Below are 12,772 nucleotides of genomic sequence, written 5' to 3'. Positions count from 1 at the left end.
GGGTCACAGCACCCTCCTGGCCCCGGGCAGCGAGCGCACCAGGTAGGCCAGGCCCCAGCACAGCGGCAGGCAGAGGGCGGCGGCGAGCGCGAACTTGACGATCGCCGCCGCCTGGATCCCGCTGAGCGCGTAGCCGGCGGCGACCACCACCAGCGGGTGGACGACGTAGACGGTGTAGGCGTGCTCCGACAGGAACCGGCCGCGCGGCCCCTGCCCGGCGAACCGCTCGCGGAAGAGCACCACCAGCCCGAGGATCATGCCGACGGCGAAGACGATCTCCCAGGTGGCGGTGATCGCGTCCGTCACCGCCCCGGAGGTCGTGCCCATGACCGGCAGGCACACGGCCGTGGACGCGCCGGCGACGACGAACCCGAGCCGCCCGGCCCGGCGGGGCAGCGTCTCGAACCAGCCGCGCCGGAACGCCACCAGCCCGGCCGCGAACATGCTCACGTACTGCGGCAGGAAGTAGGGCGTGGGCAGCCCGAGGACCGGCACGTACGTCCCGACCGGCACCGGGATCCGCCACAGGACGGTCACCGCCGCCAGGCCCACGGTGAACAGCACGATCCAGCGCGCCTTCGGCACCGTGGGCGCAGCCTGCGCGGTGCTCCCCCGGCGGCGGCACAGCGCGTACGCCAGGCCGAGGACGAGCAGCACCTCGGCGAACCACATCGGCCCCGGGTCCCAGGTGCGCAGGTAGACCTGCCAGAACGGCTCCCCGGTCAGGTAGTCGGGCAGCGTCACGAGCGGCCGCAGCAGGACCAGGAACACCAGCAGCGGCACGCCGAGCCGGACCAGCCGGTCGCGGGCGAACGCCCGGCCGCCCTTGCGGTCGTGGGAGCCGGGCGTGAAGAAGCCGGAGATGAGGAAGAACAGGCCCATGAAGAACGCCTGGTTCATCACGACGACGATGTCCAGGGCCAGGCCGGAGGGGTCGGCGGCGGGCTCGGTGTAGTACCACATCGGGATGTTGCCGTACGTGAGCGCGACGTGGTGCAGGACGACCAGCACGGTCAGCAGGACCCGCAGGTTGTCGACGGCGTGCAGCCGGGTCGCGGCGCGTGGCTCGGTCTTCATCGGACGGCCCTCTCGAACAGGTCGGCGAGCTCCCGGGCGTGCGCGTCGAGGTCGTGGCCGGGATTGTTGATCCAGTAGGCGAACATGGCGTCGACGGCCGCGGACTGGGTGAGCGCCATCACCCGGACGTCGAACGCGCGGAACTCGCCGGTCTTCTGGCCGAGGCGGTAGATCTGCTCCAGCGCCTGGTAGATCTCCTCGCCGGCGTTGACGCCGAAGCGGAGCTTGCCGTCGGCGTCGCGCAGGTTGGCGAAGATCTCGCCGAGGGCCCTGAGCTGGGTGCGCTGGGCGCGCATGTGCTCGGCGACGCCGAGGATCTGGGTGCGCAGCAGCTCGGTGGCCGTGCTCAGGCCCTCCATCCGGGCGAGCACGTGCTCGCTGATGGCCGTGTAGACCCGGACGACGACCTCCTCCATCAGCTCGTCCTTGCCGTCGAAGTGGTAGGAGATGACGCCCTTGCTGATGCCCGCGTGCTGGGCGATCCGGGCCAGGGAGGCTCGGGCGAACCCCTGCTCGGCGATCACCTCGACGGCCGAGGCGATGATCTGGGCGCGCCTGGCCTCCTCGATGAACGACCGGCCCTTCTGGCTGCTGGGCTCATTTTCTGACCGCATGGCCAAAATTTAACACACCCGGCCAGAGCGCTGGAACGCAAAAGGGCGCCGGTCTCATGACCGGCGCCCTCCTCCCCCGCGTCACTGCGCGGCGGTCAGGTCCTCCAGCATCAGCGGCGCCGCCGCGTCCCGCAGCTCCTGGCTGAACGGGGCCGGGCGGAACGTGGCCGGGTCGAGGTTGACGTTGACCCGGTAGCCCTCGGCGTGCACGATCGAGCGGTCGGCCGACAGCACCCGGAAGCCGTAGACGCCGCTGGTGCGGCCCATCCGGTCCAGCCAGAACTCCACCGCCACCTCCCCGGCCCCCGAGATCGGCGCGTTGTAGGTGATCTTGAACTCGCGGACCGCCATGTAGACGTCGCGGAACCGGGACACGCCGGGGTCGAAGTTCCATCCCTGCTCGGCCCAGAACGCGCCGACGGCACGCTCGACGAGCAGGGCGTAGCGGGAGTTGTGCAGCAGCCCCATCGCGTCGAGGTCGTCGAAATGGATCTGGACGGTGCGGGTCACGCTCACGTGCGGTCCTCCGGAAGGAGTTCGGGGGTGGTGGTCAGGTCACGCAGGCGCAGCAGCACGGCACGGCGGCTGCGCCGGTGGGCCTCGTCGGGGTCCAGCAGCCGCGCGTGCGTGACCGCGGCCTCCCCCAGCGCTTCGATCTCGTACGCGAGCTGCCCCGCGTCGACGTCGCCGGGCAGCTCGCCCAGGGCCACGGCCTCGCGCACGAGCCGTTCGATCAGGCCGAGCCACTCGGCCAGCGCCCGGGCGACGCGCTCGCGCACCCGGCCGGGCTGGTCGTCGAACTCGACCTGCGCCATGAAGAAGAAGCAGCCGCCGGGCAGCACCCCGTCGGCGTAGAAGCGCATCCGGGCCTCGTGCAGGGCGAAGATCCGCCGGACGCCGGGCGGGGCCTCGAGGGCGGGCTTGACGATCCGCTCGACCCACTGGCGGCTCGCCCACTCCACGGCGTCGAGCTGGAGCTCCTCCTTGTCGCGCCAGTGGGCGAAAAATCCGGACTTGCTCACGCCGGCCGCGTCCGCCAGCCGCCCCAGGCTCAGCCCGCCCAGCCCGTGCACCGAGGCCAGGGACACGGCGTGCTCCAGGATCGCCTCCCGGCTGCGCCGCCCCCGGGCCCTGCGCCCGTCGGTCTCCTGTTCGGTCATGGGCCTCACAATATATGAGCGACCGATCGTTCGTATAACTGGGGGCGAGTGGATCAGCGGCGTTAATGGGGCGGGTGGATCAGCGGCGCTTGAAGGCCTCCAGGAGCCGGTCCGCCGCCAGCGACGGGGTCAGCTCCCCCGCCAGCACCTCCCGCTCGACGTCCCCGGCGATCGCCGTCACGTCCGGGTCGTCGAGCAGCTCGGCCAGCAGGCGTTCGCGCACCAGCGTCCACGTCCAGCCGACCTGCTGCTCGCGGCGCTTGGCCGCCAGGTCGAGCCCCTCCTGATGGGCCAGGACCTGCCGCCACAGCTCCTCCAGGCCGTCGCCGGTGAGCCCGCTGCACGTGAGCACCGGCGGCGGCGCGCCCCCGGACCGCAGCATGCGCAGCGCCCCGGCGAGCTCGCGGGCCGCCTTGCGGGCCGCCAGGGCGTGTTCACCGTCGGCCTTGTTGACCGCGATCACGTCGGCCAGCTCCAGCACGCCCTTCTTGATGCCCTGGAGCTGGTCGCCGGTGCGGGCCAGGGTCAGCAGCAGGAACGTGTCGACCATGTCGGCCACCGCCGTCTCCGACTGGCCGACGCCCACGGTCTCCACCAGCACCACGTCGAACCCGGCGGCCTCCACCACGACCATCGCCTCCCGCGTGGCCTTGGCGACCCCGCCCAGCGTGCCGGAGGTGGGCGAGGGCCGGATGAACGCCGCCGGATCGGCCGACAGCCGGGCCATGCGGGTCTTGTCCCCCAGGATGCTGCCGCCGGTCCTGGTGGAGGACGGGTCCACGGCCAGCACCGCCACCCGGTGCCCGACGCCGGTCAGCCGCGTGCCGAGCGCGTCGACGAACGTGGACTTGCCCACGCCCGGCACCCCCGACACGCCCACCCGGCGGGCCCGGCCCGCCAGCGGCGTCAGCTCGATCAGCAGCCGCTGGGCCAGCGCCCTGTGGTCCTGCCGGGTGGACTCGACCAGCGTGATCGCCCGTGCGATCCACGTGCGCGAACCCGCCTTGACGCCCCGGACGTAGTCCTCCAGCGAGCGCACCGCGCCCTCCTGTCTCCCGGCCTCGAACCCACTGACGGCCCTGGCGAACGAATCACTTGACCATAAGCACGTGGACGGGCCCTCGCTCCAGCAGGTCCGGCCGGCGCGGTGCACCCGCGCGCAAGGGCCGGACCCGGCCGCGGCGTCGGGTGTCGTTCACCATGTGCGAGGACTACTTCTGACGCTCGCGCAGCTCGTCGAGCAGGCCGAGGGCCGCCTCGGCGATGACCGTGCCGGGCGGGAAGATCGCCGAGGCCCCGGCGGCGCGGAGCTCGTCGAAGTCGCCCGGCGGGATCACGCCGCCCACGACGATCATGATGTCGGCGGCGTCCAGGTCGGCGAGCGCCTGGCGGAGGGCGGGCACCAGCGTGAGGTGCCCGGCGGCGAGCGTGGAGACGCCGACGATGTGCACGTCGGCCTCGACCGCCTGCCTGGCCACCTCTTCCGGCGTCTGGAAGAGCGGGCCGACGTCCACGTCGAAGCCCAGGTCGGCGAAGGCGGTGGCGATCACCTTCTGGCCGCGGTCGTGGCCGTCCTGTCCCATCTTGGCCACCAGGATGCGCGGGCGGCGGCCCTCGGCGCGGGCGAAGTCGGCGCACGCCTGCCGGGCGCGTTCGATGTCGGCGGCCGGTCCGGCCTCGTCGCGGTACACGCCGGAAATCGTACGGACCTGCTCGGCGTGCCGGCCGAAGACCCGCTCCAGCGCGGCGGAGATCTCGCCCACCGTGGCCTTGGCGCGGGCGGCGTCGACGGACAGCTTGAGCAGGTTGCCGTCGAGGCCGGGCGCGGGGTCGGCGGCGGCGTCGGTGAGCGCGGCGAGCGCGCGGCGGACGGCGTCCTCGTCGCGTTCGGCGCGCAGCGCGGCCAGCTTGGCGAGCTGCTGGGCGCGTACGGCGCTGTTGTCGACCTTGAGGACCTCGATGGGCTCGTCGGCGGCGGCCCGGTACTTGTTAACGCCGATGACCGGCTGGCGGCCGGAGTCGATGCGGGCCTGGGTGCGGGCGGCCGCCTCCTCGATGCGCAGCTTGGGCAGCCCGGCCTCGATGGCCTTGGCCATGCCTCCGGCGGCCTCGACCTCGTGGATGTGCGCGGAGGCGCGTTCGGCCAGGTCGTGGGTGAGGCGTTCGACGTAGTAGGAGCCGCCCCACGGGTCGATCACCTGGGTGGTGCCGGACTCCTGCTGGAGCAGGAGCTGGGTGTTGCGGGCGATGCGCGCGGAGAAGTCGGTGGGGAGCGCCAGGGCCTCGTCGAGGGCGTTGGTGTGCAGCGACTGGGTGTGGCCCTGGGTGGCGGCCATCGCCTCGACGCAGGTGCGGGCCACGTTGTTGTAGACGTCCTGGGCGGTGAGGGACCAGCCGGAGGTCTGGGAGTGGGTCCGCAGGCTCAGCGATTTCGGATTCTTCGCATCGAAACCGGACACCAGGTTGGCCCAGAGCAGCCGCGCGGCCCGGAGTTTGGCGACCTCCATGAAGAAGTTCATGCCGATGCACCAGAAGAACGACAAACGCGGCGCGAACCGGTCGACGTCCATTCCGGCGGCGATTCCGGCACGCAGGTATTCGACCCCGTCGGCGAGCGTGTAGGCGAGCTCCAGATCGCACGTCGCCCCCGCTTCCTGGATGTGGTAACCAGAAATGCTGATGGAGTTGAATTTCGGCATCTTTTCACTGGTATATGCGAAAATATCCGAAATTATCCGCATCGAGGGGCCCGGCGGGTAGATGTACGTGTTCCGTACCATGAATTCTTTGAGAATGTCGTTCTGGATGGTCCCGGCGAGCTGCTCCGGCGCCACCCCCTGCTCCTCGGCGGCCACGATGTAGAGGGCCAGGATCGGCAGCACGGCGCCGTTCATCGTCATCGACACCGACATGCGGTCCAGCGGGATGCCGTCGAACAGGCGGCGCATGTCGTAAATGGAGTCGATCGCCACCCCGGCCATGCCCACGTCCCCCGCCACCCTCGGGTGGTCGGAGTCGTAGCCCCGGTGCGTGGCCAGGTCGAAGGCCACCGACAGGCCCTTCTGCCCGGCGGCCAGGTTGCGGCGGTAGAAGGCGTTGCTGTCCTCGGCCGTGGAGAAGCCCGCGTACTGGCGGACGGTCCACGGCTGGTTGACGTACATGGTCGGGTACGGGCCCCGCAGGTAGGGGGCGGCGCCCGGGTAGGTGGACAGGAAGTCCAGGCCGTCCAGGTCGCGTGCGGTGTAGAGCGGTTTGACCGCGATGCCCTCGGGGGTCTCCCAGACCGGGCCCGGGGCGGCGGGCTCCCCGGCGGCCGCCGCCGGAGGCGCGCCGTCCAGGGGGACGCCGGTGAAGTCGGGGATCACGCGGTCACCTCCAGGTCGCGGAAGGTCGTGCGGAGCACGTCGAGGGCGTCGCACCCGGCGAACAGGCAGGCGTCGACGCCCGGGTGGCTGCCCTTGCCGGCCAGCCACACCCGGCGGGCGCCCGCCCGGCGCAGCGCGGCGGCCACCTCCTCGGCGTGCTCGGCGTACAGCTTGTCGGTGGAGCACAGGCAGGCGACGGCGGCCCCGCTGGCGGCGAACGCGGCGGCGATCCGCTCGGCGTCGGCGCCCGGGCCCGCGCTCTCCACGGCCAGCCCGCCGGCCTGGAACAGGTTCGCCGCGAACGCCGCCCGCGCGGTGTGGGCGGCGGCGGGGCCGATCGTGGCCAGGAACACCTTGGGCCGCTCCGGCTGGGCGTCGGCCAGCTCGCGCAGCGCCTCGAACTCGGCGGCGTAGCGCACCACCGGCAGCCCGGTCCCCCGCTCCGCGGCCGTGCCGGGCGGCTGGACGGAGGTCGTCGCGCCGGCGGGCGGCTTCGGGGCGGCGGGGCGGCGGAGGGGCCTCTCGGCGGGGTCGGGGAACTCGCTCACGCCGGTGATCGGGAGGCGGCGGTGGGCGATGTCGGCGGCGCGACGGGCGCGGGTGGCGGCGACACGGCCGGCCACCTTCCCGGCGGCGGCGCGGATGCCGCCCGCCGCCTCGATCTCCTGGAACCACTCCCAGGCGCGCGCGGCCAGGTCGGCGGTGCGGCGCTCGACGTACCAGGAGCCGCCCGCCGGGTCGGCCACCCGCCCGGCGCCCGCCTCCTCCAGCAGCAGCGCCTGGGTGTTGCGGGCGATGCGCCGGGAGAAGGCGTCGGGCGGACGCACGGCCGCGTCGAACGGCTGGACGGTGACCGCGTCGGCGCCGCCGATCCCGGCGGCGAAGCAGGCGACGGTGGTGCGCAGCATGTTCACCCACGGGTCGCGAGCCGTCATCATGGCGGAGCTGGTCACGACGTGCTGGACCTGCGCGTACGCGTCCTGGGACCCGCCGCCGCACACCTCGGCGACGCGCGCCCACAGCTTGCGGGCGGCGCGCAGCTTGGCGATGGTGGCGAACTGGTCGTCGGTGGCCGAGTAGCGGAACTCGAGCTGCCCGAACGCCTGCTCGACGCTCAGCCCGGCCCCGGTCAGCGCCCGCAGCGCGGCCACGCCGAGCGCGATCGAGCAGCCCAGCTCCTCCCCGTCGGAGGCGCCGGCGTCGTGGTAGGGCGTGGCGTCGACGGTGATCGCGCGCAGCCCGGGGTGGCCGGTCACGCACCGGGCCGCCAGCTCCACGCCGGAGTCGTCGAGCGCGGAGGCGCCGAGGTTTCCGGTGAGCGGCGTGTCGCCGGCCAGCGCGAACAGCGCCTCGGCGGCCTCCCGGGTGTGCGGCCCGGCGTCCAGGACGATCGGGGCGAGGTCGAGAAGGACGTCCTTGAGCACCCGGGGCAGCTCCACCACGGGGATCGCGCCGTCTCCGGCCACCAGCCAGAGCGAGGTGACGCCGTTCTCCAGGTCGGTCAGCACCGCTTCGGGGTCGGGGACGGCGTGCCGCTGCCTGACGTCCCAGCCGGCACGGGCGCTCCCCCGGTCGAACGGCGGCACGGGGGGCAGGTCGGAGGCGTCGTAGAGCGGCGCGATCGGCACTCCGTCGTAGGTGAGCGCGCCGAGCGCCTGCTCGGGGGTGGCGGCCTCGACGCCGGACTTGCGCAGGACCGCGAGCGCCAGCGCACGCCAGCCGTCCCGGGTGGTGGCGGGGAAACCCGCTGCCAGATCCATGCTTGGGATCGTAAGCGCAACACGTCACGGAACGTGCACGCGGGGCTGTGACAGGGGTCAGGTCAGGGGGCTTCCCAGGTGAGGCGCCAGGTGACGGAGCCGACGATGCCGTCGTCCTCGATGCCCTGCTGGCGCTGGAACCGCCGGCACACGTCCTTGGACGCGGGTCCGTAGGCGCCGTCGACGTCGATCTCCCAGCCGCGCTCGCGCATCTTGGCCTGCCAGGTCCGTACGTCGTCGCCGCGGGTGACGGGCGGGTATCTCAATAACCGCCCGGGAGGCGGGGGCGACTCGGGGGTGCCGTTGTCGTTGCCGGGCCGGGGCGCGCCGCGCCGGACCCACGCGTAGAGGGCGTCGCCGGGGCAGCTCGTGGAGTAGCCGTCGCGGTGTCCCTTGATCTCCTTGCCGGCCCGGCCCCGGTCGCGGACGTGCTCGACGGCGTCGAGGATGGCGTGGAGCAGGTCGTCGGGCGGCTGGACCAGCCCGGCGTTGCCGACGAGCCCGAGCACGGCGTAGTGGCCGCGGTTGAGGCCGGCGCCGTTGGCGGCGGGCAGGTGGTGCAGCCCCCGCCCCTCGAACACCTTGCGGTGCGGGCAGGCGACAAAGGAATATCCGATGTCGATCCAGCCATTTCCATCCATATGTGACCCTTGGATGGATTTCACCAATTTCACACATCCTGCGTGGTCGTCGACGATTCCGGGATCGACCCGTCCACCGGTGTAGTGGACTTTCACCCCTTTGGTGGAATCGAGCTGTGTGTAGGCGCCGCGGGGAGAACGCGCATCCCAATCCGCCCGCTTGATCAGGTCAATGGCCACGATACGCTCCGGAAAGTAGCGTCATTACACAACAGAGCGTAACGCTAGATGCGCGAACTGGTCACGAGTTCGGGATAATTTTAACCTACGGGTGGATTACACGGGTGTCCGTCACGATCGCGGTGATCAGGTCGTGCGGTGTCACGTCGAAAGCGGGATTCAGCGCTTTCGTGCCCTCCGGGGCCACCCGCACGCCCGCCACGCTGACGATCTCCTCGGCGCCCCGGTCCTCGATCTCGATGTGGTCGCCCGACGGGGTGGCCGCGTCGATCGTGCTCTCCGGCGCGACGACGATGAACGGCACCCCGGCCCGCTCCGCGCCGAGCGCGAGCGCGTACGAGCCGATCTTGTTGGCGGTGTCGCCGTTGGCGGCGATCCGGTCGGCGCCGATGAGCACCGCGTCCACGCCGCCCCGCGCCAGCAGGTACGGCCCGGCGGAGTCGGCGACCAGGCGGTGCGGGGCGCCCATGCGGGCCAGCTCCCAGGCGGTGAGCCTGGCGCCCTGGAGCAGGGGCCGGGTCTCCAGGGCGAGCACCTCGGCGAGCCTGCCGCGCTCGTGCAGCGTCTGGACGACGCCGAGCGCCGTGCCGCGCTCGACGGCCGCCAGGGCGCCCGTGTTGCACACGGTCATGATCCGCAGCCGGTCGCCTTGGAGCAGGTCGGCGCCGCGCTCGCCCATGGCCAGGCAGGCGGCGATGTCGTCGTCCCTGATGCGCAGGGCGGCGCGCAGCACGGCCTCCTGGCCCTCGGCCAGGTAGGCGGCGGCCCGGTCGACGCCCCAGGCCAGGTTCACGGCGGTGGGGCGGGCGGCCCGCAGCCGGGCGACGGCCTCCAGGTCGCCCCTGGCCAGCACGACGCCGAGCGCCCCGGCCACGCCGAGCGCGGGCGCGCCCCGCACCGCGAGCCGGCGGATGGCCTCGACAAGCTCGTCCACGGTGTGCAGGCGCAGCGTCACGCACTCGGCGGGCAGCCGGGTCTGGTCGATGAGCTCGACGGCTCCGTCCACCCAGTCGATGGTCCTCACGCCGCACACGCTAACCCAGACTCAGTCCTCCGCCAGCACGATGACCGAATCGCGCTCGGACAGGCGGACGAGGTCCGGCTTGGGCGGGTTCAGCACGATGCCGTAGTGGGGCGGGACGTTGCGCCCGGCGGCGTCCCGGTAGCCGATCGCGGTCTCCCCTCTGCGGCGCGCCGCCTCGATGACCGTCGCGAAGCTCACCTCCGTCCCGGTGGTCACGTACGAGCCGGCCGGGCGCGGGTAGATCTCGGAGCCGCGCGAGTCGAACAGGAAGCCGAACACGTCCGCCAGGTGCCGGTTCTCGGCGAGCTGGGCGAGCAGCAGGCCGATGACGGTGTCGCTGATGACGATGTCGTCGGCCTCCGTGACCTCGGCCAGGGCCCGGTTGTTCTCGTCGTGCATCTCGCTGACGATCGAGTAGTGCTCGTTCATCGCGCTCTGCATGTCGCGCAGCTGCAGCAGCGTCATGAGCGTGCGGGTGTCGGCGTGGTGCAGCGTGAACCGGTCGTCCGACAGCACGATGACGTGCTGGAACAGGCCGGGGCCGAGCGCCTCCAGCGCGTACCTGTCGGTGGTGTCGCAGTCCTTGACGTTGACGGTGAGGTTGCGCAGCCCCTCCAGGCCCGTGCCCGCCTTCGGATGGTCGGTGGCGATCTCCAGCACCGAGCCGGGTGCCACGTAGCCGTCGAGGTAGCGGATGATGTGGTGCGCCCGGCTGTTCCAGTTGAGCAGCAGCGTGCGCTCCGGCTCCGGGTCGGCGGGCCGGGCGGTGACGATCGCGGCCTCGTCCACGGCGGGCGCGCCCTCGGCCAGCTCGATGCGGGAGTCGTCGTGCGCGATCACGATGACCTCGTCCGCCTCGGTCACCGCGGTGTCCATGGCCGGGTTGAGCACCACGCCCGACGGCCTGCGCAGGCCGATCACCGTGGCCGTCCCGTACGCGTGCAGCGTCTCGCCGTACGTCCGGCCCGCGACCTCCGCGCCCGGCCGCAGGTAGATCTCGCCGCCGTCGAAGTTGAGCAGGTCCATGCAGACGACCGACATGCCCGACTGGCGGGAGGACTGCACGATCAGCCGCGAGGCGGTGTCGTCGGAGTCCACCAGGTGCACGTCCGCGCCCCCGGCCAGGCGGGCGGCGGCCACGTTGCGGCTGGCGGCGATGGCGGCCACCACCGGCGGGTGCGGCCCGTCCCGCTTCTCCAGCGCGAGCAGGATCTTGAACACGTGCGCGTCCGGGTCCTCGCCCTCGGGCGACAGCACGACGACCGACCTGGCGGCGGCCAGGTTCATCAGGTCGAGGTCGTGCGGCTCGGTGGCCGAGCCGGTGCGGCACACCAGCCGCGTGCGGCCCAGGTCGACGCGCTCGCGGATGTCCTCCTCCATCGCCAGCTTGTCCCGGTCGGCCAGCACCGCCACGACCGAGCCCGACTCGCTGGCGTGCGCCTTGACCAGCTCGGCCACGATCGTGAACACCTGGTCCGACCAGCCCAGCACCACCGTGTGGCCGGATTCCACGATGCGTGAGCGCCCCCTGCGCAGCCGGTCCACCTTCTGCTCGAAGCCGTTGGCCAGCAGGCCGACGAGCATGCTGACGATGAACAGCCCGCCGAGCGAGCCCACCAGCATGACGGCCATGTACGGCACCGATCCGCTGTCGGCCGCCAGCTCGTCGGGCGACAGCGCGTGCATGAGCGCGATCCACAGGACGTGCCCCGGGCCCCCGACGCCCTCCGGCTCGCCCGGCGCCACCCACATCAGTAACCCGGCGACGACCACGACCAGGCCCATCGACACGACGGCCAGCCAGCCGACGAGCGAGACCGTCCCCTTGGACATCGTGTTGTCGAACCAGTAGCGCGCCCGCTCGCGGAACTTCACACCAGACACCCCGTACCTCCGCGTTCAGGTCATTTGATCAACGTCATAAAGTAGCGGGTGATCTATGTCACCGCAGGATGACCTGTAACGTATCGGCCATGGTGACCCCTCTGACGCCGGACGATCCGCCCGAACTGGGCGGACATCGGCTGGCGGGGCGCCTCGGCGAGGGCGGCCAGGGCGTCGTCTACCTGGCCCACACCGAGGCGGGCGAACCGGTCGCCATCAAGCTGCTGAGCACCGGCGACCGCGAGACCCGCGCCCGGCTCGCGCGTGAGCTGGAGGCGCTGGAGAGCATCGCGTCCTTCTGCACGGCGCGCGTCCTGGCCGCCTCCACGGAGGGGCCGCGCCCGTACGTGATCAGCGAGTACATCGACGGGCCGTCGCTGGCCGACCGCGTCCGCGACCGGGGGCCGCTGGCGGGCGGCGAGCTGGAACGCGTCGTCGTCGGCACGGCCACGGCGCTGGCCGCCATCCACGCGGCCGGGGTCGTGCACCGCGACTTCAAGCCCGCCAACGTGCTGCTCGGGCCCGACGGGCCGCGCGTGGTCGACTTCGGCATCGCGCGCGCCGAGGGCGCGGCCACCCTGACCTCCGGGCTGATCGGCACGCCCGCCTACCTGGCGCCCGAGCAGATCGCCGGCACCCCGGCGTCCCCGGCGTCCGACGTGTTCTCGTGGGCGGCCACGATGGTGTTCGCGGCGGGCGGGGTCAGCCCGTTCGGCGCCGACACGGTCCCGGCGGTGCTGCACCGCGTCCTCCACGCCGAGCCCGACCTGACGCCGCTGCCGCCGAGGCTGCGGGGCGTGCTCGCCTCCTGCCTCGCCAAGGACCCCGCCGCCCGGCCCACGGCCCGCGACCTGATGGTCCACCTCGTCAACCCCAACACCCCCCTCCCGGCCCCCGCCCCAGCCGCACCCGGCGGGGGTGGCGCGCCTGCGGGCGGACCCGGGCACGGCGGGGGGCAGGGCGCGGGACACAGCGCGGGACAAGGCGCGGGGCACCGTACGGGCCTGGGCGTAGTAAGCGACGAGCTCGGGTGTCAGCGCCATACTCGATCTTGCCGAGCGGCGGGG

The 12,772-nt window shown here is 72.6% G+C and carries 11 protein-coding genes; 1 reads left to right on the top strand and 10 read right to left on the bottom strand.

Going from position 1 to position 12,772, the window contains the following annotated elements:
• Positions 1 to 3: 3 nt before the first annotated feature.
• The 10 genes from AB0G11_RS32820 to AB0G11_RS32775 form a co-directional block, all read right to left on the bottom strand.
• Positions 4 to 1,077, bottom strand: a complete 1,074-nt coding sequence (locus AB0G11_RS32820; RefSeq protein ID WP_357590531.1) for an acyltransferase family protein — start codon at positions 1,075 to 1,077, stop codon at positions 4 to 6.
• Positions 1,074 to 1,691 (bottom strand): helix-turn-helix domain-containing protein, encoded by a 618-nt coding sequence (locus tag AB0G11_RS32815; RefSeq protein WP_357590529.1) that lies wholly within the window; start codon positions 1,689 to 1,691, stop codon positions 1,074 to 1,076. The genes AB0G11_RS32820 and AB0G11_RS32815 overlap by 4 nt, the downstream gene beginning before the upstream one ends.
• 81 nt (positions 1,692 to 1,772) lie before the next feature.
• Positions 1,773 to 2,207: a thioesterase family protein gene (locus AB0G11_RS32810; protein WP_357590527.1), complete on the bottom strand. Its 435-nt coding sequence runs from the start codon at positions 2,205 to 2,207 to the stop codon at positions 1,773 to 1,775.
• The gene (locus tag AB0G11_RS32805) at positions 2,204 to 2,851 is read right to left on the bottom strand and encodes a TetR/AcrR family transcriptional regulator (protein WP_219517611.1); all 648 of its coding nucleotides are present in this window, start codon (positions 2,849 to 2,851) and stop codon (positions 2,204 to 2,206) included. Before AB0G11_RS32805 ends, AB0G11_RS32810 begins: the two co-directional genes overlap by 4 nt.
• Positions 2,852 to 2,930: 79 nt before the next feature.
• Positions 2,931 to 3,890: a methylmalonyl Co-A mutase-associated GTPase MeaB gene (gene meaB, locus AB0G11_RS32800; RefSeq protein ID WP_357590526.1), complete on the bottom strand. Its 960-nt coding sequence runs from the start codon at positions 3,888 to 3,890 to the stop codon at positions 2,931 to 2,933.
• Positions 3,891 to 4,062: 172 nt separating this feature from the next.
• Positions 4,063 to 6,216 (bottom strand): methylmalonyl-CoA mutase, encoded by a 2,154-nt coding sequence (gene scpA / locus AB0G11_RS32795; protein ID WP_357590524.1) that lies wholly within the window; start codon positions 6,214 to 6,216, stop codon positions 4,063 to 4,065.
• Entirely contained in the window at positions 6,213 to 7,976 is a 1,764-nt protein-coding gene (locus AB0G11_RS32790) for a methylmalonyl-CoA mutase subunit beta (protein ID WP_357590522.1), read from the bottom strand. The genes scpA and AB0G11_RS32790 overlap by 4 nt, the downstream gene beginning before the upstream one ends.
• Before the next feature lie 62 nt (positions 7,977 to 8,038).
• Complete coding sequence (locus tag AB0G11_RS32785; RefSeq protein ID WP_357590520.1) at positions 8,039 to 8,617, bottom strand: N-acetylmuramoyl-L-alanine amidase; 579 nt, start codon at positions 8,615 to 8,617, stop codon at positions 8,039 to 8,041.
• 265 nt (positions 8,618 to 8,882) lie between these two features.
• Positions 8,883 to 9,821 carry an S-methyl-5-thioribose-1-phosphate isomerase gene (gene mtnA, locus AB0G11_RS32780; RefSeq protein WP_357590518.1) on the bottom strand — a complete coding sequence of 313 codons (939 nt, stop codon included), beginning with the start codon at positions 9,819 to 9,821 and terminating at the stop codon, positions 8,883 to 8,885.
• A 21-nt stretch (positions 9,822 to 9,842) separates the two neighbouring features.
• On the bottom strand, positions 9,843 to 11,696 hold the full coding sequence (locus tag AB0G11_RS32775; RefSeq protein ID WP_357590516.1) for a potassium transporter TrkA: 1,854 nt from the start codon (positions 11,694 to 11,696) through the stop codon (positions 9,843 to 9,845).
• Positions 11,697 to 11,794: 98 nt separating this feature from the next.
• Here AB0G11_RS32775 and AB0G11_RS32770 point away from each other — a divergent pair.
• Positions 11,795 to 12,772, top strand: a 978-nt coding sequence (locus AB0G11_RS32770) for a serine/threonine-protein kinase (RefSeq protein WP_357590514.1), incomplete at its 3' end; no start/stop codon positions are given.

It is taken from the genome of Nonomuraea sp. NPDC023979, assembly GCF_040639085.1.
Classification (GTDB): Bacteria; Actinomycetota; Actinomycetes; order Streptosporangiales; family Streptosporangiaceae; genus Nonomuraea; species Nonomuraea ceibae.
The sequence above is the reverse complement of the archived record's forward strand: the minus strand, read 5'-3'. Positions and strand labels throughout refer to the sequence as shown.